Annotated in this window: 23 protein-coding genes; 7 read left to right on the forward strand and 16 right to left on the reverse strand. The window is 63.9% G+C overall.

The annotated features are described in order from the left end of the window. Nucleotides 1-44: 44 nt before the first annotated feature. The 3 genes from HWQ56_RS15925 to HWQ56_RS15935 all read right to left on the reverse strand — a co-directional run bounded on the left by HWQ56_RS15925 (nucleotide 45) and on the right by HWQ56_RS15935 (nucleotide 3,320). Entirely contained in the window at nucleotides 45-719 is a 675-nt protein-coding gene (locus tag HWQ56_RS15925; RefSeq protein WP_176571116.1) for a response regulator, read from the reverse strand. After that, on the reverse strand, nucleotides 719-2,101 hold the full coding sequence (locus HWQ56_RS15930) for an ATP-binding protein (RefSeq protein ID WP_176571117.1): 1,383 nt from the start codon (nucleotides 2,099-2,101) through the stop codon (nucleotides 719-721). Before HWQ56_RS15930 ends, HWQ56_RS15925 begins: the two co-directional genes overlap by 1 nt. A gap of 166 nt (nucleotides 2,102-2,267) precedes the next feature. Continuing rightward, entirely contained in the window at nucleotides 2,268-3,320 is a 1,053-nt protein-coding gene (locus HWQ56_RS15935; protein WP_176571118.1) for an NAD(P)-dependent alcohol dehydrogenase, read from the reverse strand. A 180-nt stretch (nucleotides 3,321-3,500) separates the two neighbouring features. Between HWQ56_RS15935 and HWQ56_RS15940 the strand changes: the two genes are divergently transcribed. After that, complete coding sequence (locus HWQ56_RS15940; RefSeq protein ID WP_176571119.1) at nucleotides 3,501-4,403, forward strand: AraC family transcriptional regulator; 903 nt, start codon at nucleotides 3,501-3,503, stop codon at nucleotides 4,401-4,403. A 116-nt stretch (nucleotides 4,404-4,519) separates the two neighbouring features. Next, a complete protein-coding gene (locus tag HWQ56_RS15945) occupies nucleotides 4,520-5,299 on the forward strand; it encodes a CSS-motif domain-containing protein (protein ID WP_176571120.1) in 780 nt (259 codons plus the stop codon). A gap of 31 nt (nucleotides 5,300-5,330) precedes the next feature. Here HWQ56_RS15945 and hppD read toward each other — a convergent pair whose 3' ends face one another. Further along, nucleotides 5,331-6,419 carry a 4-hydroxyphenylpyruvate dioxygenase gene (gene hppD, locus HWQ56_RS15950; protein WP_176571121.1) on the reverse strand — a complete coding sequence of 363 codons (1,089 nt, stop codon included), beginning with the start codon at nucleotides 6,417-6,419 and terminating at the stop codon, nucleotides 5,331-5,333. Nucleotides 6,420-6,727: 308 nt separating this feature from the next. Here hppD and HWQ56_RS15955 point away from each other — a divergent pair, with 308 nt between their 5' ends. The 3 genes from HWQ56_RS15955 to HWQ56_RS15965 all read left to right on the forward strand — a co-directional run bounded on the left by HWQ56_RS15955 (nucleotide 6,728) and on the right by HWQ56_RS15965 (nucleotide 9,282). After that, entirely contained in the window at nucleotides 6,728-7,552 is an 825-nt protein-coding gene (locus HWQ56_RS15955) for an HDOD domain-containing protein (protein WP_176571122.1), read from the forward strand. 154 nt (nucleotides 7,553-7,706) lie between these two features. Further along, nucleotides 7,707-8,018, forward strand: coding sequence for an RcnB family protein (locus HWQ56_RS15960; RefSeq protein WP_233270970.1), 312 nt, complete (start codon nucleotides 7,707-7,709; stop codon nucleotides 8,016-8,018). Nucleotides 8,019-8,352: 334 nt separating this feature from the next. After that, nucleotides 8,353-9,282: an AEC family transporter gene (locus HWQ56_RS15965; protein ID WP_176571123.1), complete on the forward strand. Its 930-nt coding sequence runs from the start codon at nucleotides 8,353-8,355 to the stop codon at nucleotides 9,280-9,282. Nucleotides 9,283-9,289: 7 nt separating this feature from the next. Here the strand turns inward: HWQ56_RS15965 and HWQ56_RS15970 are convergent, their stop codons facing one another. Then, nucleotides 9,290-10,147: an SDR family oxidoreductase gene (locus tag HWQ56_RS15970; RefSeq protein ID WP_176571124.1), complete on the reverse strand. Its 858-nt coding sequence runs from the start codon at nucleotides 10,145-10,147 to the stop codon at nucleotides 9,290-9,292. 86 nt (nucleotides 10,148-10,233) lie between these two features. On the opposite strand from HWQ56_RS15970, the gene HWQ56_RS15975 reads away from it, so the two are divergent. After that, the gene (locus HWQ56_RS15975) at nucleotides 10,234-10,632 is read left to right on the forward strand and encodes a winged helix-turn-helix transcriptional regulator (RefSeq protein WP_176571125.1); all 399 of its coding nucleotides are present in this window, start codon (nucleotides 10,234-10,236) and stop codon (nucleotides 10,630-10,632) included. 52 nt (nucleotides 10,633-10,684) lie between these two features. On the opposite strand, the gene HWQ56_RS15980 is transcribed toward HWQ56_RS15975, so the two are convergent. From HWQ56_RS15980 to HWQ56_RS16015, 8 genes are all read right to left on the reverse strand, one after another. Beyond that, nucleotides 10,685-11,275, reverse strand: a complete 591-nt coding sequence (locus HWQ56_RS15980; RefSeq protein WP_176571126.1) for a PqiC family protein — start codon at nucleotides 11,273-11,275, stop codon at nucleotides 10,685-10,687. A 5-nt stretch (nucleotides 11,276-11,280) separates the two neighbouring features. Next, entirely contained in the window at nucleotides 11,281-12,948 is a 1,668-nt protein-coding gene (locus HWQ56_RS15985) for a PqiB family protein (protein ID WP_158159189.1), read from the reverse strand. Further along, a complete protein-coding gene (locus HWQ56_RS15990) occupies nucleotides 12,941-13,555 on the reverse strand; it encodes a paraquat-inducible protein A (protein ID WP_176571127.1) in 615 nt (204 codons plus the stop codon). The genes HWQ56_RS15985 and HWQ56_RS15990 overlap by 8 nt, the downstream gene beginning before the upstream one ends. After that, nucleotides 13,552-14,160, reverse strand: coding sequence for a paraquat-inducible protein A (locus HWQ56_RS15995; RefSeq protein WP_158159191.1), 609 nt, complete (start codon nucleotides 14,158-14,160; stop codon nucleotides 13,552-13,554). The genes HWQ56_RS15990 and HWQ56_RS15995 overlap by 4 nt, the downstream gene beginning before the upstream one ends. 180 nt (nucleotides 14,161-14,340) lie before the next feature. Continuing rightward, on the reverse strand, nucleotides 14,341-15,306 hold the full coding sequence (araH, locus tag HWQ56_RS16000; protein WP_176571128.1) for an L-arabinose ABC transporter permease AraH: 966 nt from the start codon (nucleotides 15,304-15,306) through the stop codon (nucleotides 14,341-14,343). Between the two features lie 21 nt (nucleotides 15,307-15,327). Further along, nucleotides 15,328-16,857 carry an L-arabinose ABC transporter ATP-binding protein AraG gene (araG, locus tag HWQ56_RS16005; RefSeq protein WP_176571129.1) on the reverse strand — a complete coding sequence of 510 codons (1,530 nt, stop codon included), beginning with the start codon at nucleotides 16,855-16,857 and terminating at the stop codon, nucleotides 15,328-15,330. A 152-nt stretch (nucleotides 16,858-17,009) separates the two neighbouring features. Continuing rightward, nucleotides 17,010-18,014, reverse strand: a complete 1,005-nt coding sequence (locus tag HWQ56_RS16010; RefSeq protein ID WP_158157939.1) for a substrate-binding domain-containing protein — start codon at nucleotides 18,012-18,014, stop codon at nucleotides 17,010-17,012. Nucleotides 18,015-18,144: 130 nt separating this feature from the next. Next, nucleotides 18,145-19,023 (reverse strand): SMP-30/gluconolactonase/LRE family protein, encoded by an 879-nt coding sequence (locus HWQ56_RS16015; RefSeq protein WP_176571130.1) that lies wholly within the window; start codon nucleotides 19,021-19,023, stop codon nucleotides 18,145-18,147. Nucleotides 19,024-19,227: 204 nt separating this feature from the next. On the opposite strand from HWQ56_RS16015, the gene HWQ56_RS16020 reads away from it, so the two are divergent. Next, nucleotides 19,228-20,376, forward strand: coding sequence for an aldose epimerase family protein (locus tag HWQ56_RS16020; protein ID WP_176571131.1), 1,149 nt, complete (start codon nucleotides 19,228-19,230; stop codon nucleotides 20,374-20,376). Nucleotides 20,377-20,464: 88 nt separating this feature from the next. Here HWQ56_RS16020 and mrdA read toward each other — a convergent pair whose 3' ends face one another. From mrdA to HWQ56_RS16035, 3 genes are all read right to left on the reverse strand, one after another. Then, nucleotides 20,465-22,393: a penicillin-binding protein 2 gene (gene mrdA, locus HWQ56_RS16025; protein ID WP_158157936.1), complete on the reverse strand. Its 1,929-nt coding sequence runs from the start codon at nucleotides 22,391-22,393 to the stop codon at nucleotides 20,465-20,467. A 355-nt stretch (nucleotides 22,394-22,748) separates the two neighbouring features. Next, complete coding sequence (locus HWQ56_RS16030) at nucleotides 22,749-23,444, reverse strand: GntR family transcriptional regulator (protein ID WP_176571132.1); 696 nt, start codon at nucleotides 23,442-23,444, stop codon at nucleotides 22,749-22,751. Nucleotides 23,445-23,486: 42 nt separating this feature from the next. Then, the gene (locus tag HWQ56_RS16035; protein WP_158157934.1) at nucleotides 23,487-24,560 is read right to left on the reverse strand and encodes an AI-2E family transporter; all 1,074 of its coding nucleotides are present in this window, start codon (nucleotides 24,558-24,560) and stop codon (nucleotides 23,487-23,489) included. Nucleotides 24,561-24,604 lie beyond the last annotated feature (44 nt).

Consider the following 24,604-nt stretch of genomic DNA (forward strand, 5'->3'; position numbering starts at 1 on the left):
TAGCCCTTCGCTGCCGTGCTGCGCCAGCGCTGGCGGTCAGTGGGCTACCATTCCAGCTTGTAGCCCACGCCGTAGATGGACTGGATGGGGTCCTGGCCCGGGGCCGCCTGTTCGAGCTTGCGGCGCAGGTTCTTGACGTGGCTGTCCACCGTCCGGTCGGTGACCACCCGGTGGTCGCTGTACAGGCGGTCGATCAACTGGTCCCGGGAAAAGACCCGGCCAGGGTGTTCGTTCAGGGTCTTGAGCAGGCGAAATTCAACGGGCGTAAGGTCCAGCTCCACCTGGTTGAAGCGTGCTTTCCAGGTGGTTTCGTCCAGCTGCAGGCCGGCTTCCCCCGCCGAGCGTGGCCGACGGCGCAGAATGGCACGGGCGCGGGCCACCACTTCCCGGGGGCTGAAGGGCTTGCAGATGTAATCGTCGGCGCCCAGGTCCAGGCCCAGCAGGCGGTCGATTTCTTCGACCCGGGCGGTGATCATCATCACCGGCACGTCGCTGAAGGTGCGCAGTTCGCGGCAGATCTCCAGGCCGTCGCGGCCCGGCAGCATCAGGTCCAGCAGGATCAGGTCAGGCATGGCAGCACGCACCGTCGGCAGCACCGCCAGGCCGTCGGCCAGGCATTGCACCTCATGCCCTGCTGCGCACAGATAGTCGCGCAGCAGCGCCGCCAGCTTGGGTTCGTCCTCGACCACCAGGATGCGGGCCGGTCTGTCTTCAGTCATCACGCATTCTCCAACGGCAAGTCAATGGCCAGCCACAGGCCGCCCAGGGGTGAGGCCTTGGCCTGGAGCGTACCCCCGTGGGCCTCGACGATGGCGTGGCTGATGGCCAGGCCCAGGCCCGCACCGCCACTGGCACGGTTGCGCGACGCCTCGCCACGGAAGAAACGCTCGAACAACCGGGGCAGGAATTCGGCGCTGACGCCGGGGGCGGTGTCCATGAAGTCCAGGTGCACACGGGTGCCGTCGCTCAGCGCACTGATCCGCAACTGGCCGCCCCCGTGGGTGTAGCGCAGGCTGTTTTCCAGCAGGTTGTTGAACAGTTGCTGCAAGCGGCCCTGGTCGGCGAATACCCGGATCGGCCCGCGATGGGCCTGCAGTTCCAGGCGCAGGTCGTGGCTGGCGAAGCGTTCACGGAACATGGCCACTGCCTGGCTGAGGACGTCGACCACGTCCACCGACTCCTTGCGGTACGACAGTGCGCCGACATCGGCCAGCGATAACTCGTACAGGTCGTTGATCAACGTACCGAGCATGCCGACCTCGCCCAGCAAGGATTGCAGCGAATCGGCGTCCAGCTTGCGCACGCCGTCTTCCAGCGCTTCGAGCTCGCCGCGCAGCACCGACAACGGCGTGCGCAACTCGTGGGACACATCGGCCATGAACTCGCGACGCATGCGCTCGTTGCGCTCCAGGGTCCAGGCCAATTGGTTGAAGTCTCGGGCCAGTTGCCCCACTTCGTCGTCACTGCTCACCGCCACGCGCTCGCTATAGGTGCCAGCGGCCAAGCGGTGGGTGGCCGCCGCCACATCCCGCACCGGCCCCAGGAGCCGGCGCGAGACCCACCAGACAATCAACGCGGCCAGGGCCAGGGCCACGAGCGCGACGATCAGGCCCGACACCAGCTGGCCGCGAATGAACCGCTCGCCGCCGGTTTCGGTCACGCTCTGCAGTGGGGTGGTGGCCAACCAGCCAACCGTACGGCCCTCCACCACGATGGGCAGGCGCAACGCGTCTTCGCTGACATCGGTGTAACCCATGACGGGTTGGTAATCGGCATCCAGCAGGCTGATGCGAAACACCGCACCGGTGAGGTCGGACACCGGGGTGACCCGTACTTCGTCGTCCACGGTCACCGCGTCGGGGCGGATCAACTGGAACCAGGCATGCGGGTCATGGCGCACGAACTCCCAACTGCGGTGCTCGCGGTAGGCGGCCACGAAGCGCGGCTGCACGTCGCGGGTGCGCTGTTCGGCCAGTTCGTTGATGTAGCCGAGAAAGCCACGGGTGAAACTCAGGCCATTGGCGAAGGCCGTGGCCAGCATCACCAGGATCAAGGTGCTCATCAGGGCCAGGAACAGCTTGGTCGACAGACGGGTTTTCATGGGGGGGCGGTACGCGTGGCGCTAAAGGGTGTATTAACGCGCCGGGCGGGAGGGGGTGCAAGCGATGGAGGGGAAAATTCAAGATTGCTGCACATTTGGGCCGGACATCGAACACCTGTGGGCGCTGCTCGCCCCACACGCGTGATGTACCGACCCAAGCGCCGGATCAGGCCTTGAGCGACGCCATGTCGATCACGAAGCGGTACTTCACATCGCCGACGATCATGCGTTCATACGCAGCGTTGATGTTCTGGATGTCGAGCATCTCGATATCGCACGAAATGCCATGCTCGGCGCAGAAGTCCAGCACTTCCTGGGTTTCGGCGATGCCGCCGATCAGCGAGCCGGCCAGTACGCGGCGCTGCAGCACCAGGTTGGCGGCGTGCACCGGCGGGGCGATCGGTTCGATCAGGCCGACCAGGATGTGCACGCCGTCGAAGGTCAGGGTCTGCAGGTAGGGGTTGAGGTCGTGCTGCACCGGGATGGTGTCCAGCAGGAAATCGAAGTGCCCCGCCGCCGCGGCCATCTGCTCGGCGTCGGTGGAGACGATGACGTGGTCGGCGCCCTGTTTGCGCGCTTCGCCGGCCTTGGCGGCCGAGCGGGTGAACACGGTGACTTCGGCGCCCATGGCCTTCGCCAGCTTGATGCCCATGTGGCCCAGGCCACCCATGCCCAGGATGCCGACCTTGTGGCCAGGGCCGACGCCGTGGTGCTTGAGTGGCGAGTAGGTAGTGATACCGGCACACAGGATGGGCGCGGCAGCGGCCAGGTCCATACCTTCCGGAATACGCACCACGAACTCTTCGCGGACCACGATATGGTCGGAATAGCCGCCCATGGTGTTGGTGCCGTCAAGGCGGTCAGGGGTGGCGTAGGTCATGGTCGGACCTTCCTGGCAGTACTGCTCCAGGTCCTTGCGGCATGCCGCGCACTGTTGGCACGAGTCGACCATGCAGCCTACGCCCACCAGGTCACCGACCTTGTAGTTGCGTACGGCGGGGCCAACGGCGGTGACCTTGCCGACGATCTCGTGGCCAGGCATCAGCGGGTACACGGCGATGCCCCACTCGTTGCGGGCCTGGTGGATGTCGGAGTGGCACACGCCGCAGTACAGGATGTCGATGCTGACGTCGTTGGCGCGCGGGTCGCGGCGCTCGAAGGCCAGGGGGGCCAGGGGCGAAGTGGGGGTCAGTGCGGCGTAACCCAGAGCTTTGGACATGCGGTACCTCATTGGTTGAAACCGGGCCGTGGCCCTTAAAGCGGCGGCATTCTCCGGGTTTAGTGCCGTGGCGGCCATGGGAGATCCTGCGCGATGCATGCCTATTCCTCCGATGGCTGCCAATGCCGGGCAGAAATTTGCGATCATGGCCACCTGATCGCCTGCCGCACGGAATTTTTCATGTCCCCCACTTGCCACCTGGACGCCAACGCCCGTCTGGTGTCCCTGCTCGAACCCCTGGCCCAGAGCGATGGCTTCCTGCCCACCGCCATCGACGGCCTGCGCGTGGTCAGCGCCCACGGCAACTCTGCCCGCTGCCCGCAGATCTACGACCCCAGCCTGATGATCATCGCCCAGGGCAGCAAGATCGCCTACCTGGGCGACCGCGAGCTGGAGTACGGCGCCGGGCATTACCTGGTCCAGGCGCTACCGGTGCCGTTTCAATACGAGACCTTTGCCACCGAGCAGCAGCCGTTGCTGGGAGTGAGCATTCCCATCGACCGCCTGGTGCTGGGTGAGCTGGTGTTGGCCATGGGGCCCGGTGACCATCAGCCGCAGACCCCGGCCTCCATGGCCAGCGCCGCGCTGGATGAAGACATGCGCTGCTCCGTGGAGCGCCTGCTGGAGTGCCTGTACGACCCGCAAGCGTGCCGCATCCTCGGCCCTTCGCGCTTGCGCGAGGTGCTGTTCGCCGCCTTGCGCGGCCCCCAGGGCAATGTCCTGCGGGCGCTGGTGGAACAGCAGGGGCAATTCGCTCGCATTGCCGGCGCGCTGACCTGGCTGCACAGCCACTACGCCCAGCCCTTGCAGGTCGACGAATTGGCGCGCCGTGCGAACATGAGCGCGTCGACCTTTCATGAGCACTTCAAACGCGCGACCCTGGCATCGCCGATCCAGTACCTGAAACAGCTGCGGCTGATCAAGGCCCAGTCCATGCTGGTGGCCGAAGGGCTGAGCGTGAGCCAGGTGGCCCACCGGGTGGGTTACCAGAGCAGCTCGCAGTTCAGCCGCGAGTACAAACGCTATTTCGCCCGTAGCCCGGCCCAGGAACGCCTGCCCCGTGAAGCGGTGATGGTGTCGTAGCCGTCTGCGCAGGCACGCCGCCCTATCGCACGCGGCATGAAGAAAAGGCCTACAAAAACGAGGCTGAGGCAACCCTATAGTGAGGCTCCGGATCACAGGCTCACAAGGACGTGCACATGCCTCACATCTCATTCTCCGCCGATGGCTTGCGAGCCGTCTTGGCCGCCACCCTCATCGGCCTGCTACCCGTGGCCAGCGGCCTGCTGGTATTGCACTGGCAGGTCGAACGCAACCTGCGCGACGAAGTCCGGCACACCACCGCCGAGGCCATACGCCAGCTTGACGTCATCATTGCCCAGGCCGCCCAAAGCGCCGAGCGACTGCTCCCCCTGGCAGGCGAGCCGTGCGAAAGCGTGCTGCACCAGGTCCGTCAGGAGGTCACTATCGAACCCTTCGTGCGCTCGGCCAATCTGGTGCGCGACCACCAGGGCTATTGCAGTTCGTTTTATGGCGCCTATCAGCGGCCCGTCAGCCAGCAGGAATATTTCAACGGCCGCCTGCTGTTGCGCGCCAGCAACCCGGTGACACCGGATGAAGCCTCGTTGGTGTACCGCCTCTACAACCACCCGCACGGGGTGCGTACGGTCATCGACGGCCGCACGCTGGCCAGTGCCTTGCGCATGATCGAAGGACACGCGGTGCTGGTGCTGCAAGTGGGCGAGGCCTTCCTGTGGAGCGACAGCAGCGTTCGCGGGGGCGATATCCCTGACCACCCGGAGCACCATACCCTGCTGACATCCAAGGAGTTCGGCTACCAGGTGCATGGCGGTTTCGCGCCAGGCTACGGTTGGGGTTACCTCAAGCGCCAGGCGTTCGCCACGCTCGGTGGTCTGCTGCTGCTGGGGATAGCCACAGGCGGCGTCTGCCATTGGCTGTACCGACGCCGCCAGGGTTGAGCCCGCGGCCCGAAGGCGCGCGGGCGAGGGGCTACACAGGGCTGGCGTCGGGGTTCAGTACCCCACGCTGCACCTGGTCACGCTCGATCGATTCGAACAATGCCTTGAAGTTGCCTTCACCAAAACCGTCATCGCCTTTGCGCTGGATGAACTCGAAGAACACCGGCCCCATGAGCGTCTGGGAAAAGATCTGCAGCAACAGCCGTGGGTCCCCGGCCTGGGTCGAGCCGTCGAGCAGGATGCCACGGGCACGCAGTTCCTCCACCGGCTCGCCGTGGCCTGGCACCCGCCCTTCCAGCATCTGGTAGTAGGTGTCGGGCGGCGCGGTCATGAAGCGCATGCCGATGGCCTTGAGCGCGTCCCAGGTCTTGACCAGGTCGTCGGTGAGGAACGCCACGTGCTGGATGCCCTCCCCGTTGAACTGCATCAGGAACTCCTCGATCTGCCCCGCGCCCTTGGAGGACTCCTCGTTGAGCGGGATGCGGATCATGCCGTCCGGCGCGGTCATGGCCTTGGAGGTCAGCCCGGTGTACTCACCCTTGATGTCGAAGTAGCGAATTTCACGGAAGTTGAACAGTTTCTCGTAGAAACCGGCCCAGTAGGCCATGCGCCCGCGATAGACGTTGTGGGTCAGGTGGTCGATGATCTTCAACCCTGCGCCCACCGGGTTGCGGTCTACACCGGGCAACCAGTTGAAGTCGATGTCGTAGATCGAGCTGCCCTCACCGAAGCGATCGATGAGGTACAGCGGCGCACCGCCAATACCCTTGATGGCCGGCAGGTTGAGCTCCATGGGGCCGGTGGGGATTTCCACCGGCTGGGCGCCGCGTTCCAGCGCCAGGGCATAGGCCTTGTGGGCATTGGCCACGCGAAACGCCATCCCGCACACCGAAGGCCCGTGTTCGGCGGCGAAATACGACGCCAGGCTGTGGGGCTCATTGTTGAGGATCAGGTTGATGCCGCCCTGGCGGTACAGGTGCACGTCCTTGGAGCGGTGCTCGGCGACCTTGGTGAAACCCATGATCTGGAAAATCGGTTCCAGGGTATTGGGCGTGGGAGAGGCGAACTCGATGAACTCGAAGCCCATGAGGCCCATGGGGTTGTCGAAGATGTCAGCCATGATTGGCTCCTTGGCGATGCGTGAATGAAACGAAGGTGTCGTTCGGTCAGGCGCATGCCAAAGGCGGCGCGCAGGGTATGCCGCGCACGCTGCGGGCGAGAAAATCGCCCATGATCAGTTTGAACCCGAGTCGCTTCATGTGGACCCTTTCCCCGCCGGATTATTCTTGTATGCGTAAATTGATTCTACAACGCGTAATTGCATTTGTCCTCCCCTGCTTCGCGCGCGCAGTGCGTCGGGAATTGCCAGGCAAAGCCGCCAATCTTGCCTATGGTTGAAGCTGACGCGTCCACAACAGGTGCACTGCCATGGAAATCGAAACGCTTTTTGCCGACCTGCACAGCCTCCCTAGCATCCCCAAGGTAGCCCAGGACCTGATTCAACAGTTCGACAGCCCCTCCACCAGCCTGGAAGCCGTGGCTCGCAACATCGAAAAAGACCCGGTGATCGCGGCCAAGATCCTGCGCTTGGCCAACTCTGCGCGCTTTCGCGGTGCCCGGGAGTCGGCGAGCATCGAGGACGCCGCGCTGCGCCTGGGCTTCAACACCCTGCGCACGTTGGTGCTGGCCTCTGCCGTGACGGGTGCCTTCAAGGCCAGCGCCAATTTCGACCTCAAGGGTTTCTGGCTCAAGAGCTTCCAGGTCGCCGGCATCTGCCGGCTGCTGGCCAAGCAGGCGGGCGCCGATACCGAGACCGCGTTCACCTGCGGGGTCATGCACAACATCGGCGAACTGCTGATCCAGACCGGCGCGCCCATGGTCGCGGCGCAGATCAACCACGCCCACAAGGCCGGCAATGCCGGTCGCGCGGCCAGTGAAACCTTGCACTTGGGGTTTGGCTACCCCGAAGTGGGGGCGGAGCTGGCCCGGCGGTGGCAGCTGCCGAAGTCGATCCAGGACGCCATTGCCTACCAGGCGCGGCCGGTGCAGGCCCCGCCCCCCGGCGAACTGCCCCGCCTGGTGGCCCAGGCGATCGCCATCTCCGACGCCCTGCAAGCCAGCGCTGGCAACACCGAGGCCGCGCTGGAGGCCGTCAGCGGGCCCTTGCTGGAAGGCGTCAACCTCGAAGCCCTGTTCACTGCCCTGCCTGCGGTACTGGAAGCGGACAAGGCCTTCGCCGAGCTGTTGACCTGACGCCGGCGGTCCCCGTGGGACCGGACGAAGCGCGGAAAGCGGTCGAGCGTGCATCCGGTCCTGCCGTGGCGAACCGTACTGACTATTCAAGACGGAATGTTTTGCGCAACAGGCAGTCAGAGATCCTGTAGACCTCAATCACCGGGAGTACAGGATGAAGATCACGACATGGACCGCCATGGCGGTCATTGCGGCCAGCCTGAGTGGCGTGGCTGGGATGGTCCAGGCGGCCGAGCAGGCCGAGCCGACGGTGCAGATCCCCGGCACCGACTCGGGCCAGTTCAAGGAAGGCGACAAGATCCCTGACCATTACCGCCGTCCCAACGAAGAGGTCAAGGACTGGCAGCGCCACGGCCTGAGCGCCCCTGAGGAAGGCAAGAGCCATTGGATTCTCGTCAACCACCGCTATGTGCTGGTGCAGTTGAGCAACAGCGTCATCGAGAAGATCGTCCCCGCGAAGAAATGACCGGCACAGCCGGTTCACGGCCGCGCTGCCGTTGACCGGCACTTTTCCCCAGGTAACAAAAAACCCGCCGAGGCGGGTTTTCTTCAAGACCATCCAACTCCTTGTCGGCGACCCTCCGGGCCAATGGTCGATCGTCCTTGATCCCACAGCACTCCTGTGCAGCAGTTGATGGATCCAATTGTAGGGATACCCTATCAGTGGGTATAGAGGAAATCTCCGTCAGTGCGCGTAAGCATTTACTTACATGGCGGGGATGGGTGAATAAGGTTGGACGCTAACGATTCACTTCCTTAACCTTGCCGACCTGTCCGACGCACAAGGTTCAAGCCGCCCCATGTCTTCCGTGTTCAACGTGCTACTGCCCATCTTCGCCTTGATCCTGGTGGGGTTCGTCTGCCGCCGCAGCAACCGGCTGGGGCCCACTGCAGCGTCTGAGATCAACCGCATGGTGGTCTGGCTGTGCCTGCCCGCATTGCTGTTCACCTCCACGGCCACCGCCACCTGGGAGCAGATCTGGCACCCTGGGTTCGTCGCCACCTTCACGCTCGGCACCCTGGCCATGTTCGCCCTGACCCTGGCCCTGCGCTGGAAGAAAGCCGGGCACTTCGCCGACGCCAGCATTGATGCACTGAGTGCCTCGTATGCCAACACCGGTTATATAGGTATCCCGCTGTGCGTCATGGTGCTGGGCAATGGCGGCCTGGAGCCAGCGTTGATCGCTTCGCTGCTGGTGGTGTGCGTGCTGTTCGGGCTGGCCCTGGTGTGCATTGAAGTGGGCTTGCAGAGTGAGGCCCGGGTGCACCGCATCGTGTTCAAAGTGCTGGTGGCATTGGCAAAAAACCCGTTGGTGATTTCACCGATTCTGGGCGCCTGCTGGGCCATGACCGGCACCCCCTTGCCCGCCCCCGCCGGCAAGTTCCTCAGCCTGCTGGGGGCGGCCACCACGCCGTGCGCGCTGATCTCCTTGGGCCTGTTTCTGGCACAGAAACAACAAGGCCCCCGTGAGGGGACCTCGCTGCTGGTGCTGATCAAACTGGTGGCCCACCCGGTGCTGACCTGGCTCCTGGCCTACAAGGTATTTGACCTGCCACCGCTGTGGGCGCATTCGGCGCTGCTGCTCAGCGCCCTGCCGACCGGTACCGGGCCGTTCATGCTGGCCGAGTACTACAAGCGCGAAGCCTCGGTGGTCTCCAGCACTATCCTGGTCTCCACCCTGGGGTCACTGGTGACCCTGTCGGTGTGCCTGTATGTGATCAACAGCTAAGCCCCATTCACGCGCGCAGGGCCAGCGCCACCGACTCGGCCACTGGCGTGGTGGCGCGGCCAATCAATTTGCTCAACACCTTGCTGTCATCGAACAGGGCGCCCTTGGCGGCCGCGGCGTCGGAGTTGGCCAGCAGTTCGGCCACCGGCTCCGGCAGGCCTGCCTGGATCAACGCAGCCTTGTACTCGGCTTCCGACAGGTTGTGGTAGGGCACGGGCTTGTCCGCCTGACGGGACACTTCGGCCGCCAGCTCGGTAAGGGTATAGCTGCTGTCGCCGGCCAATTCGTAGGTCTTGCCCTCATGACCTTCGCCAGCGAGCACAACGGCGGCGGCCTCAGCGTAGTCAGCACGGGCGGCGGACGAGATCCGCCCTTCCCCGGCGCTGCCCAGCAAGGCGTCGTGGGCGACCGCCGCCGGTACACCGGCTGCATGGTTTTCGTTGTACCAACCGTTGCGCAGTAGCACGTGAGGGAGCCCGCTGGCTGCCAGCGCCTGCTCGGTCTGCTCGTGCTCGGCCGCCAGGCCCAGGGCCGAGCCGGTGGCGTGCAGCACGCTGGTGTAGGCCAGCCATCGCACGCCCGCCTGCTTCGCGGCGTCGATCACGGCCTGGTGCTGAGCGGCGCGCTGGCCCAGTTCGTTGGACGAGATTAGCAGCAGTTTGCTGACCCCTTCCAGGCCAATGACCATGGCTTCAGGTTGGGTGTAGTCAAAGTCGCGCACTTGCACGCCATCCTGCTCAAGGTCAGCGGCTTTTTCCGGGCGACGTGCCAGGGCAATGATCTGGTCAGCCTTCACCCCTTTCTCGAGCAAGGCAGCGATCACCAGACGACCCAACTGACCTGTAGCACCTGTGACTGCAATCATGATGTTTTTCCTTGATGGGATGGAAGAGCCACCACCTTATAGCCTAAACTAACTAAAAGTAAGTACGCACAAAAAGGTAAGTATTCATGACCGTTCCAGACGATTCGTTCCAGGCCCAGGCGCGCCGCGGCGAGTTGATGCACGCCGACTGCCCTTCCAGGGAAGTACTCAAGCATGTCACCAGCCGCTGGGGCGTGCTGGTGCTGGTGATTCTGTCGGGCGGGATGCACCGCTTCAGTGACTTGCGGCGCAAGATCGGCGGCGTCAGCGAGAAGATGCTCGCGCAGACGCTGCAGGGGCTTGAAGGGGATGGGTTGGTGCTGCGCACTTCCTTGCCGGTGGTGCCACCCCATGTGGAGTACCGCCTGACGCCCTGGGGGGAGGAAGCGGCGGCGCTGGTGGGCGGGCTGGCAGACTGGATCGAGCGGACGCTGCCACAGATCATGGCCTACCGCGAGGCCAATGCCGAGGCCCTGGCAGACTGACCCGGGAATGGAAGGATTGCACACCCCCCTGAGGGGGGGTGTTGCATCGCGGTCAGAGGGCTGGGCAGGCCCAGCTGTTGGCAGCACGCGCAATCTGCGTGGCCAGTTGCCCGATGGCTTTCTGGTGCGCCAGCACCAGTTCATCCATGCTCACCCCCGAGGCTTCGCGGATCACGCTGCCACAGGTCAGGCTGCGACGCTTCTGACCGTCGCTGCGCTGGCTCAGGCTCCATACCACGTCGATCAAGGCGTACTGGCCTGGCAGGGAATCGAAGCGACGCACGTCGGTCTGCAGCGACACCACTGGCGTGTCAGCGGCCTTGGGCAGCCCGGCCAGATCGCGGGTACCCAGTTTCTGTTCCAACTGCCCGGCCAGGGCGTCGTGGAATTCGTCAGCCAACGGCGCGCCCCAGCGTTCGGTTTCGAGAATGGCCAGACCACCACCACTCTGGCGTACCACCAGCTGCGGCTGGTCGACCTGCACCGGCATGCGCACGCTCAGCATTTCGAACTGAAAGCCTGGCGCGGCGACGGGCGCGGCGTGTTGTGGCGCCGTGGGCACCAGGGTGTAGTAATGGGTTGGCGCCGAGCTGCAGGCCGCCAGGCCCAGGGTGGCCAGCAGGGCCAGGGAACGTAGTGTCATGGCGGTCATTCCTGATCAGTTTCACGAGATGTCGACGACGTCGGCTGGTAGGCGTCCGGCTTGCCGTCCTTGAGGCGGCCACGGATCAGCGCTTCCGGGTGGCGGCCGAGGAAATCGGTGAGCACGCGCACCGAGCGCGCCGTGCGCTGCACTTCATCCAGGGCCTGGCCCAGTTGCTGGCGCTGTGGCGAGTCTTCGGCGAAGCTGTCGCCGGCGTTGGCCAGGGTCTTCTTGGTCTGCGCCAGGGTGTCACGCATTTCCGGCAGCACCTGGCCGTTGACGTTTTCCAGGGTCTTGTTCAACTGGCCCAGGCTGCCATTGAGGTTGTCGGCGATCTGGTCGATAGGGATCTTGCTGAGCTTGTCGACGAACGCCTGCATCTGCTCCTGCAGCTTGTCCAGGCTGCCGGGCACCGTGGGGATCATCATGGGCCGCGCATTCTGGTCGAACGCCACGGCCTTGGCGTTGGCCACGAAGTTCATGGAAATGTACAACTGCCCGGTCAGCAGGTTGGCGCTGCGGGCCTGGGCACGCAAGCCATGGCGCACGAACTGGCCCATCAGCTGCGCGCCCTTGGCATCGTCTTCGCCGCCCATCTGCGCCAGCAGCTTGTCATGGGCCTTGCCCAGGCGGTTGGGGTAGATCACTGCGCCGATCACCGTGGGGAAGGTCTCGCTCTTGGCGTCGTAGTCCAGGTCGACCGAGACCACCTTGCCCACGTTCACGCCCAGGAATTCCACCGGGGCATTGACTGCCAGGCCGCGCAAGGACTGGTCGAAACGCATCTGCACATAACGCGCCTCGCCGTCGGGCGGCGCCAGCGCGGTTTCCTGGTCGTCGAACAGGGTGAACTGGGCGTTCTCGTCCGCCAATGCCTTGTCGGCACTGTAGTTGGGCTCGATGAACGCGATGCCGCCCGACAGGATCGAGGCCACCGACTGGGTGTTCACCTTCAGGCCATTGGCGCCCAGGCTTACGTCCACGCCACTGGCGTTCCAGAACCGGCTGTCCTTTTTCACGTATTGATCGTTGGGGGCATTGATGAACACGTCGACGTCCACGCCCTTGCCATCATCGGCCAGCTTGTAGGACACCACCTGCCCGACCTGGATACGGCGGTAATAGACGGCCGAGCCAATATCCAGCGAGCCCAGGTCGGCGGTGTGCAGGGTAAAGCGCTTGCCCTTCTGGCCATAGGTGATGGCCGGCGGGTTTTCCAGGCCGACGAAGTTCTTCTCGGTGTCCTTGTTCTCCCCCGGGTCTGCGCCGATGAAAGCACCGGACAGCAAGGTATCGACCCCGGACACGCCGCCGGCGCCGATGCGCGGGCGCACTACCCAGAAACGCGCGTCACGGGCGGTGAAGGCCTTGGCCGACTGGTCCAGTTCGATGGTGGCGTCGATGTGGCCACGGTCTTCGCTGAGGGCGATGGCCGTGACCTTGCCGATGACCACGTTCTTGTACTTGACCTGGGTCTTGTTGGCTTCCAGGCCCTCGGCGGTCAGGAAGCTGACCACGATCTGCGGGCCCGCCGAAAGGGCCTTGTGCACCACCATCGACAGGCCGATCAGGGCGGCCACGATCGGCACCAGCCAGACCAGCGAGACGTTGAAACGTCGGCGCCGGATCTCGGGGCTCGAAGGCGTGAGGGTGGAACTCGGGTGTTCAGGCATCTTCAACCTCTGCATCCCAGATAAGCCGGGGATCAAAACTCATGGCAGCCAACATCGTCAGTACCACAACCAAACCAAAAAACAGGATACCCAGGCGCGGCTCGATGCTGCTCAGCGAGCGGAATTGCACCAGGGCCGCCACCAGCGCCACCACCAGCACGTCGAGCATGGACCAGTAGCCGATGATCTCGATCAGCCGGTACAGCTTGGAGCGCTCGCGCATGGCCCACTGGCTGCGCCGCTGGCAAGTGATGAGCAAGGTGCCCAGCACGGCGAACTTCAGGCACGGCACCGCGACGCTGGCGATGAAAATCAGCAGGGCGATATCCCAGGAGCCGCTGCTCCAGAACTCCATGACGCCGCTCATGATGGTGTTTTCGCTGCCGCTGCCGAACATGTCGGTGTACATCACCGGTAGCAGATTAGCGGGTATGTAGAAAATCAGGCTGGCAATCAGAAAAGCCCAGGTGCGCCCCAGGCTTTCCGGCTTGCGGCGGTGCACCACCGAATCGCAGCGCGGGCAATAATGGCTGCCCAGCGCACAGGCCTGGCCGCAGGTGTGACACAGCACCAGGTCCAGGTCACGGGCATACGGGGGCAGGCTCATGGGATCACGCCCTCCAGGTCATGCCAGAGGTGGCGGATGCCCTTGCCGGAAATGAGGATGATCAGCACCGTGAGCATGGCCAGGGCCCAGAGCCCGAGGCCAGGGTGCACGTCGAGCATGCCGCCCAGCTTGACGATGGCCACCAGGATGCCCAGCAGGCACACCTCCAGCATGCTCCAGGGGCGCAGATGCTCCAGGGCGCGCATGCACGCCTTGAAGCCGGGCGCGGCGGTACCGGCGGCGGCGAAGCTGAGCACCCAGCACAGCAGGATGATCTGCAGCATGGGCGCGAGGATGATGGTCAACCCGGCCACGGCTGCGATGACGCTGATACGGCCCTGGGCCAAGGCCTCGACCGACTGCCACAGGGTGGCTTCGTTGCTCAGGCCCTGCAGGCTGATGGAGATGACGGGGAACGCGTTGGCGAAACAGAAGACGATGGCCGCGCAGATCGACAACGCCAACAACTGCTGGGTACTCAGGTGCCCGCCGCGGCCAATCACGGCCCCGCAGCGCAGGCAAAAAGCTTTCTGCCCACGCACCAGCGGCGTGGGCTGGTAGACGGAGTCGCAATGCTCGCAGATGATCAGGTCGGGAGTGTCCATGTGGCTCGTTGCAGCGAATAGGAGCGGCATTTTCCTTTGAATGGCAGCGCCGCGTCTAGTTCAGCTTAGGATACACAGGTAAGGGGCTGTGAACAGCAGGGCAAAAGGTGCCGGGTGTCCCGCTGCACCGCGGCGCGCCTGGCGGCCCTCGATCGAAGGCGCCAGGCGCTGTGCGCCCTGCTAGCGCTGCTTGAGCCGGTCGATGATCACCGCGATCAGCAGGATGGTGCCGCGGATGACGTACTGGTAGAACGTGTCGATGTTTTTCAGGTTCATGGCGTTCTCGATGATCGCCAGGATCAGCACGCCCGCGATCACATGGCGGATCATGCCGATACCACCGCTCAATGACACCCCACCCAATACGCAGGCGGAAATCACCGTCAACTCGAAACCCTGGCCGACCATGGGCTGCCCGGAGGTCATGCGCGAGGCCAGGACCACGCCGGCCAGCGCGCCGACCAGGCCATGCACGGCGAAGATGATGATCTTGGTGCGGTCTACGTGGACGCCCGCCAGGCGCGCCGCCTCCTGGTTACCGCCGATGGCCATGGTGTTGCGCCCGTAGGTGGTGTAGTTGAGCAGCCAGCCAAAGAAAATGAAACAGAAGAGCGTGATCAGGATCGGTACCGGCACGCCCATCACCTGGCCGTTGCCGAACACGTAGAAACCTTCGTTCATCACCCCCACGGCCTTGCCGTTGGAGAAAATGTAGGCCAGGCCACGCACGATCTGCATGGTGGCCAAGGTCGCGATCAAGGCGTTGATACGCAGCTTGGCGATGACAATGCCATTGATCAGGCCGACGATCAGGCCCATGCCCAGGGCCGCCGACACGCCAAGGAACACGCTGTTGGTATCGCGCATGACCACGGCGGCGATCACCCCGGCGCAGGCGATGACCGAACCGACCGAGAGGTCGAAATGCCCCGACGCCAGGCAGTAGAGCATGGTGCAGGCCGCGATGCCGGTGGTGGAGATCGCCAGGCCCAACCCGCGCATGTTCATGGGCGACAGGAAGTTGTCGATTACCAGCGTGCACAGCAGGAAGATGCCCAGGGCCGCCAACAGCATGGCCCATTCATCGAGAAAACGCCGCATGTTCAATCCTTGCCGCGGGGCGCGCAGGGTCGTGGGAGTGGTCATAAGCACCTCGTTTATTATTGTTCAGCCACGGCTGCGTGGCAGTGCCAATTGCAACAGGCGCGATTCGTCGGCCTGGTCTCGGGTCAGCTCACCGGTGAGCGCGCCTTCGCTCATCACCAGGATGCGGTCGCTGATGCCCATTACTTCCATCAGGTCACTGGACACCACGATCACGGCAATGCCCTGGGCGGCCAGGTTATGGATGATCTGGTAGATCTCCGATTTGGCGCCGATGTCGATGCCACGGGTAGGCTCGTCCAGCAGCAAGACTTTCATGGGCATCGATAGCCAGCGGCCGAGAATGGCCTTCTGCTGGTTGCCGCCGGACAGGAACATGATCTGCTGGCCAGGGCTGGGCGTCTTGACGTTCATGGCGCTGATCTGCTGGCGCGCGTTTTCCCGCTCCCAACGCCCCTGCAACAGGCAGCCCAGATGAGCATGGCGGCTGCGGGCACCGATGTTGATGTTTTCGGCAACGCTGGACAGCGGCACGATGCCCTCTTTCTTGCGGTCTTCGGGGCACAGCAGGATGCCAGCGTCGATGGCCTGGCGCGGGTTCTTCAGGTGCAAGGGCTGGCCTTGCAGCTCGACGCTGCCGGCAGTGTGACGGGCCAGGCCGGACAACAACCGCAGCAGTTCGGTGCGCCCCGCGCCGACCAGGCCGAAGAAGCCCAGCACTTCACCCTTGTTGACGCTGAAACTGACGGGCTCCTGCAGGCCCGGCCCCAACAGCCCCTGGACCCGCAATGCCACGCCATGCTGAGGGCGCGGCCGGTAGTCGTAGATATCCTGGATGTCGCGGCCGACCATGCAGGTCACCAACTGGTCATGGGTCAACTGCGCCATGTCCTCGAAGGTGCGCACGAAGCGGCCATCCTTGAACACGGTGACGGCGTCGCAGATGCGGAAAATCTCTTCCATGCGGTGCGACACGTACAGGACCACCCTGCCCTCGTCCCGCAGCCGGGTGATGATGGTCATCAGCCGGTCGATCTCGCGCGCAGACAGGCTGCTGGTGGGCTCGTCGAAGGCGATGACGTGGGCGTTGCGTGACATTGCCTTGGCGATTTCCACCAGCTGCCGCTGGCCCAGCGACAGTTCGCCCAGGCGGGTGGTGGGGTCGATTTCGTCGGCCAGGCCCTGCAGCAGTTCGCGGGCACGGCGCACCATGGCGCTACGGTTGACCAGGCCGAACCGCGCCGGCATGTGGCCCAGCAGCAGGTTCTCGGCCACAGTCATTTCCGGAACCAGGTGCAGTTCCTGGTGAATGACTGCCACGCCACCGGCGATGCTGTCGGCGGCGGACTTGAAGGCCATGGGTTGCTCGCCGATCAGCACCTGACCGGTGGTGGGCTGGTAGGCGCCACCGAGGATTTTCAACAGCGTCGACTTGCCCGCGCCGTTCTCGCCCATCAGCGCCAGCACCCGCCCGGGCTGGGCGGTAAAGCTGATATCGGACAGCGCGCGCACGCCGGGGAAATGCTTGCCGATGGCGTCGAAACGCAGGCTGCCGGAGGCGGTGTGTTGTTGTGTTGCCGGGGATGCATGCATGAAAAGTAACCTTCACTGGAACGACGAACCCTGTAGGACCGGGCGAAGCTCGGGGAGCAGACCGCCGCGGTATGCCCGGAAGCGCGAGGCGCCTGCTCGCCGAGCTTCGCCCGGCCCTGCAGAGGCCCCGCACCCATCCCGTCAGCCAGGTATCACTTCCACAGGCCGATCTTGGTCAGCACGTCCTGGAAGTTGGCCCGGGTGATCAGGGTCACGTCGTCCATGGCGGTGTACTTGGGCGGCTCCTTGCCGGTGGTGACCCACTCGTACATCTGCGAGGCCGTGTTGTAGCCTTCCTTGTCCGGGCTAGGCAGCATCGAGCCGAAGAAGCCGCTTTTCGGTTTTTTCAGCTCATCGATGGCGTCGGTGCCATTGATGCCGATGCCGATCACCTGGTCAGGGTCGAACCCGTTGGAGGCGGTAGCGCGCACGCCGCCCAGCACGGTGTTGTCGTTCATGCCACCAATGATCAGGTTCTTCGCCCCCCGCGGCAGCTTGGGCAACGCCGATGAAACGGCGTCGATGCCACCGGGAACGTCGAGGGTTTTCTGCGCGGTTTCCAAGATATGGTCGGCGGGCAGGCCGGCTTTTTTCAGCGCGTCGATCGAACCGTCGGTGCGCTTTTTGCCGGTGTCCAGTTCCTTGTAGGTGCTGATGATCGCGTAGGTCTCTTTCCAGTCCCAATTGCGTTTCTTGGCCTCGTCGGCCATGGCCGCGCCCTGCTTCTGGCCGACCTCGAACGCGGCCATGCCCAGGTACGGCACGTCTTCCATGAACTTGCCGTCGCCGTCCACGAACCGGTCATCCACCGCCATGACTTTCAAGTCATTGGCTTTGGCCTTGGCGACAATGGCCTGACCCAGGCCGACGTCCGGCGGGCAGATGACGAAGCCCTTGGCGCCGTTGGCGGCCAGGCTGTCGATGGCCGACAGGGTTTTCTCGCCATCGGGCACGGCGATCTTGATCAGTTCAAAGCCCTTGTCCTTGGCGGCTTTTTCAGCGAAGGCCCATTCGGTTTGGAACCACGGCTCCTCGGCCTGCTTGACCAGAAAGCCGATCTTGACCGGATCGGCAGCGAACGCCGACGACCCCAGGCCCAGCACGGCGGCGGAAACGGCGGCACAGCACAGGGAACGCATCCCATGGCGACTCAACATAGCTAACTCCTTGTTCTTATTTGAAATAGCTACAGCGAACAGCGGTTTGAAGGGGGCACCCGCGAAGGCGCGATTTACAGTCTTAGCATGTAATACGGGGGGCCTATGTAACGTAGTGTCACCTCAACCATCAGCCGCCGTAGCGGTGGCAGATCTGGCCTTGCACGCCCACATCGGCCCAGAGCACCGCGCCATCCAGTTCGCGCTGGCTACCTGCCTGGCGCGAACTGGTCACGTATAACCGGGTCAGGTCAGAGCCACCGAACACGCAACTGGTGGGGTGTTCCACAGGCAATTCGACGATACGGTCCACGCTGCCGTCAGGCGCAAAGCGCAGCAGGCAGTGGCCACCCCAGCGCGCATTCCAGACGTAGCCATCGGCGTCCATGGCCGACCCGTCCGGCGCACCCCGGGGGTGTTGCGCCGCCCAGGCCTGGCGCGGGCCCGGCAGTCCATCGGCGCCCAGGGGGTAACGGTAGATCACTCCGTCGAGGGTATCGGCACTCAACAGCGCAGTGCCATCGGCGGTCCACAGCAGCGTGTTGACGATGCCCTGCTCGCTCAGTAACGCCTTGACATCACGCTGATGGTCAATACGAAACAACCCACCGCTGCGGCGTTCAAGCGGCAGGTCGCCGCCCTCGGCATCCAGGTTGTTCTGCATGCTACCCAACCACAGCCGGCCCTGGGGGTCGCACCGCGCTTCATTGGCACGGTTGCCCGGCACCGGGTCGGGTTGGCATAACAGGGTCAGCTCCGGCGCGTGGCCGGGAGAGGTCAGGTCCAGACGGTGGACGCCACTGGCCAGGGTCACCAGCGCATCACCCCACTGGGTGGGAATGAACGCCGAAACCGGCTCGCTCAATTGCCAGGTGTGCAATTCGCCGCCCAGTACGCGGCACGCCTTGAAGCCAGCGATGTCGACCCAGTAGAGGGCCTGGGTGGGGGCGTCCCAGAACGCGCCTTCGGCGAGTCGGTAACGCACGGGGGAAAGTGCCTGCCACTTCATGTCACGCCCTTCGATTGTTTTTATTGTTGGTGCTGACGCTTGGATGCTGCGTTTCGCTTACTAAATAGTATTACCATTTATTTTTCAAGTGCTGTTTTTTCGACTATAAAAGCTCTCGTACGCGAAAAAACAGGTAAATAGTCTGACCAATAGACCGGAAATTTCCGAAAGCATCCGCCAAAACAACAAAAAGGAAGGCTTACCATGCACACTCCCCTCCCCCTTGCCAGCCTTGGACTCTCCATCATGATGGCGACCCTCAGCGCCCAGGCCGCCGGCCTGACCAGCGAACGCAGCAGCTTCGGCAGCTTGCCCGATGGCACCGCCATCGAAAAGTACACCCTGCGCAATAGCCATGGCATGCAGGCCACCATCATTACCTACGGCGGCATCCTGCAGTCGCTGCTGGTGCCCGACAAGCACGGCAAGGCGGCCGACGTGGTGCTGGGCTTCGATGACCTCAAAGGCTACCAGGCCAACCCCACGGTCTATTTCGGCGCCACGATCGGCCGTTATGGCAACCGTCTGGCCGAGGGGCGCTTCAGCCTGGATGGCAAGGCATTTCAGATCCCCACCAACGACGGGCCCAATGCCTTGCACGGCGGCACCCAGGGTTTCGATAAACACGTGTGGAAAGCGCAGCCAGCCAAGACCGGTGACAGCGTCGGCGTGACCCTGACCTATGTGTCGGCCGACGGCGAGATGGGCTTCCCGGGTACGTTGAATACGCAAGTGACCTACAGCCTCAACGACAAGAACGAGCTGCGCATCGACTACCACGCCACCACCGACAAGCCGACGGTGCTCAACCTCACCAACCATAGCTATTTCAACCTGGCCGGGGCTGGCGAAGGCGACATCCTCCAGCAAGTGGCCACGGTGCACGGTGCCCATTACACGCCGGTGACCGCCAAGCTGATCCCCACCGGGGAGCTGGCGCCCGTGGCCGGTACCCCCATGGACTTCCTCAAGCCCACGGCGTTCGGCGCGCATATCAAGGATGACCACCCGCAACTGAAGTTCGCCGAACCCAAGCAAGGTGGCTTCGACTTCAACTGGGTACTGGATACCAAAGGCGATGTGAAGAAACTCGCGACCCAGGTCGCCGACCCCGCTTCAGGCCGGGTACTGGAGTTCTACACCACCGAGCCGGGCGTGCAGTTGTACACGGCGAACTTCCTGGATGGCAGCATCCACGGCAAGGGCGGCAAGGTGTACCCGCACTGGGGCGCGTTCACGCTGGAGGCCCAGCATTATCCTGACTCGCCGAACCAGGCGGCCTTCCCCACTACACGGCTGGATCCGGGCAAGGCTTACACCCAGACCACCGTGTTCAAGTTCAGCGCCAAGTAGCAGGTTGCAGGCGCATGCGGCGGGCCTGATGGTGCGCGGTGTGGGTGACGCGGCCAGGTCCGCTGCTACGCGGGCACTGTGACGCGGCCTATACCGGCGTGTGCTTGGGATGCGCCGGCGCCGCGGCCACAGGGTCAGCCTTGGTCGGCGGCGTCGGGTTGGCGTATTCCGGCTTGAGGTGGCCGTTCTGGTCCAGCAGCCAGGCGTCCATGATCTGCCGCACCACAGGCCCCGCGACACGACCACCCGCCTCGCCGTTCTCGATCATCACCGAAACCACGATCTTGGGATGTTCGGCCGGCGCAAAGCCGACGAACAAAGCATTGTCACGGTTGCGCTCCAGGGTCTTGAGACGGTTGTAACGCTCACCCTGCTTGATCGCCACCACCTGCGCCGTGCCACTCTTGCCAGCGATGCGGTACTGGGCACCCTGGGCCGCCGCGCGGGCGATACCGCGCGGGTCGTGCATGACCAACTGCATACCGTGGTTGACCTGCTCCCAGTACTGATTGTTGCGCAGCACGATGTTGGGCATCGGGTTTTCGTCCACCGGCGCCACCCCGCCCACGGTGTCGGCCAAGTGCGGCCGGCGCCATACGCCCTTGGCGGCGATCAAGCTGGTAGCCTGGGCCAGTTGCAGCGGGGTGACCTGCATGTAGCCCTGGCCGATACCCAGAATCAAGGTTTCACCCGGGAACCAGGCCTGGCGGCGAGTGGCCCGCTTCCAGGCCGGGGACGGCATCAGGCCAGGGGCTTCTTCGTACATGTCCATGGACACTTTCTGGCCCAGGCCGAACTTGGTCAGGTAGTCATGCAGGCGGTCGACGCCCAGCTTGTGGGCCAGGTCGTAGAAGTAGGTGTCGTTGGAGCGCATGATCGCCGCGTCCATGTCTACCCAGCCGTCACCGCTGTGGTTCCAGTTGCGGTATTTGTGGTCGTAGTTGGGCAGCTCGTAGTAACCGGGGTCGAATACCCGCGACTGGGCCGTGGTGGCACCGCTGTCCAGGCCGGCGATGGCCACTTCCGGCTTGATGGTGGAACCCGGCGCATACAGGCCACGCAGAGCCCGGTTGAACAGCGGCCGATCGATGGAGTCGCGCAGCGCCGCGTATTGCTTGAAGCTGATGCCGGTCACGAACAGGTTGGGGTCGAAAGCCGGCTTGCTGACCATCGCCAGCACCTCGCCGGTGTCGGGGTCGATGCACACCACCGAGCCCCGGCGATCGCCCAGGGCATCCTCGGCGGCTTGCTGAAGGTGCGAATCAAGGCTCAGTACGATGTTCTTGCCCGGTACCGGGTCAGTGTGCCGCAGCACGCGCATCACCCGGCCCTGGGCGTTGGTCTCCACTTCCTCGTACCCGACGTGGCCATGCAGTTCGGCTTCGTAGAACCGCTCGATACCGGTCTTGCCCACCGACTGGGTGCCACGGTATTCGGTCTGGTCAAGGGTCTTGGACTCTTTCTCGTTGATCCGCCCCACGTAGCCCACCGAGTGCGCGAAATGCGCGCCCATGGGGTACTCGCGCACGAACTGCGCCTCGACGTCGATGCCCGGCAGCAAGTACTGGTTCACGGCGATCTTGGCGATCTGTTCTTCGGTCAGTTCGTACATCAACGTCACCGGCTCGAACGGGTGGCGCACGCGCTTGAGTTCCTTGTCGAACTGTTTGCGATCATCGTCGGTGAGGCTGAGGATCTGGACCACCTCGTCCAGCACTTTCCGGTAGTCCCCTGCCCGCTCGCGGGTCAGGGTCATGTTGAAACTGGGGCGGTTGGTGGCCAGGACAACGCCGTTGCGGTCGTAGATGATTCCGCGCTCCGGCGGGATCGGCAACACGTGGACGCGGTTGTTCTCGGAAATGGTGGAGTGGTAGGCGAACTCGATGACCTGGAGGAAATACAGGCGCCCTACCAGGGCTAGACTCAGGGCCAGCACGAAGACCGCACACGCGATGAGGCGCCGGTTGACCAGGCGCTTCTCGTTTTCGTGGTCTTTCAAGGGAATGGGTTGTGGCATTGAACCGCTCTGACGACAAAAAAATGAAAAAAACAGCAGTCCCCGAACACCTGGGCACGCCTGCCAAAAAGGCAAACGCCGGTTTCAGGGGGTGAAACGCCCTCCGGGCGCGTAGGAAAAAGAGACAAATACCGTAGGCAGCACGCACGGCGTGCGCGATGTTAACGAATGCAGCCCATGGGCCTCAAGGCTGACGTCCCTTGGGGCGACGTATCGCCCGGCGGGGGAACGCATTATGCAGGGTTTGCTGGATCCCTTTAAGTGACATTTCTCGGTGGCCGGCCGCAGGGTGCGGCGGCGCTCAATGGGGTGAACCCGATACTGCGCGGTGCGGGTGACGCGGCCAGGTCCGCTGCTACCGGGGCCGGGTGCGTTCGCTGGCCTGGGTGAACATCCTGGCATAGCGCAGGGTGGCATTGGCGTGCTCGCTCATCAGGGCCTCGGCGCGAGTGGCTTCGCGGTTGGCCAGGGCATCGACGATGGCATGGTGCTGCATGTGCGAGAAGTTGAAGCGCCGGTACTCCCCGGCCAGGTCGTGGGAGTCGGCCATCAGCGCCGCCACCGAGGCAAACGGCAAATGAGCGAGACGAGCCAGCGCCTGGGCGATGGCCGGGTTGCCGCTGGCCGCGACGATGACCCGGTGAAAGCGCAGGTTCAGCTCGTCGTAGGCTTGCAGGTCTTCATCGGTCAGGTGGCCCTTGGTGAACAGGGCGTCGCCCCGGGCCAGGCAGTCTTCCAGTACCTCCAGGTCCACGGCGGACAAGCCGCGCTCGGCGGCCTGGCGCGCGGCAAGCCCCTCGAGCACACCACGCACCTGCACCGCGCCGGCGACGTCTTCGGCGCTGACCTGGCGAACCTGGTAGCCGCGGCCACCGTGCTGCACCAGCAGGCCTTCCTGTTCCAGGGTACGAAACGCCAGGCGCACGGGAGTGCGCGATACCTCCAGTTGCTGGGCGACCGTCACTTCAAAGACGCGCTCGCCTGCGGCCAGTTCCCCGGCCGCGATCATCTTGCGCAGTGCGATCAACACCCGTTGTTCAGGTTTATTCATGTCACGTCGTCCACCCTCAGTGCGGGTGCATGATAAACCAGATCAGGCCAGGTCTTGGGGAAGCTTCACCTGTTGCTTGGTCGCCGCGAATATCGACCAGCTGGACATGAACAGGGCGGCGATCAGCGGGCCGATCACGAAGCCATTGAGACCGAACACCGCCAGCCCACCCAGGGTCGAGACCAGAATCAGGTAGTCGGGCATGCGCGTGTCCTTGCCCACCACGATAGGGCGCAGCACGTTGTCGACCATGCCGATCACCAGCAAACCGTAGCCGGCCAGCAACGCCCCCTGCCAGATTTGCCCGTTGAGCAGGAAGAAGGCTGCAACCGGTGCCCACACCGCCCCCGCGCCCACCGCCGGCAGCAATGACATGAAGGCCATGACCACGGCCCACAGCAACGCACTGGGGATATCCAGGAACCAGAAGATCAGGCCCCCGAGAATGCCCTGCACCACCGCCATCAACAGGTTGCCCTTGACCGTGGCGCGCACCACGCGGTTGAACTTCAATTGCAGCCGACGCTTCTGGTGTTCGGCCAGCGGTACCGCTGTGCGGATGCGACGCACCAGTTCCGGGCCGTCGCGCAGAAAGAAAAACAGCAGGTAGAGCATGATGCCGAAGCTGATGAGGAAGTCGAACGTACCCTGGCCAAAGCTGAAGGCCTGGCTGGCGAAGTATTGGCTGCCCTGCAACGCCCACTTGCTGATCTTGTCGCGCAAACCTTCCATGTTGCCCATGCCCATGCGGTCGGCCAGGTGCTGCAGGGAGTCGGGCAGCGCATGCTTGAACTGGGTGATGTAGCCGGCGATGTCCAATTGCCCGCTTTCGATGTTGTGGTACAGCGAAGTCCCCTCTTGCACCAGCAGCGCGCTGACGATGATCACCGGCAGAATGGCGATGACCAGGCAGATGATCAGCGTGGCCAGGGCGCCGAGGTTGCGCCTGCGGTTGAATTTGAGGGTCAGGCGCCGTTGCAGCGGCGCAAAGACGATACCGAGGATAACCGCCCAGAAGATGGCCCCGTAGAAAGGCAACATGATCCAGATGAACGCCAGGGTTACCAGGGTGAGCAGCACCATCAGGGCTTTGTGTTGCAGAAGAGTTTCGTTCATGTCCGGTCCATGTCAGTCAACGCGGTGCGACGGTGGCCGCACAC

The sequence above is a fragment of the Pseudomonas eucalypticola genome, assembly GCF_013374995.1.
GTDB lineage: Bacteria > Pseudomonadota > Gammaproteobacteria > Pseudomonadales > Pseudomonadaceae > Aquipseudomonas > Aquipseudomonas eucalypticola.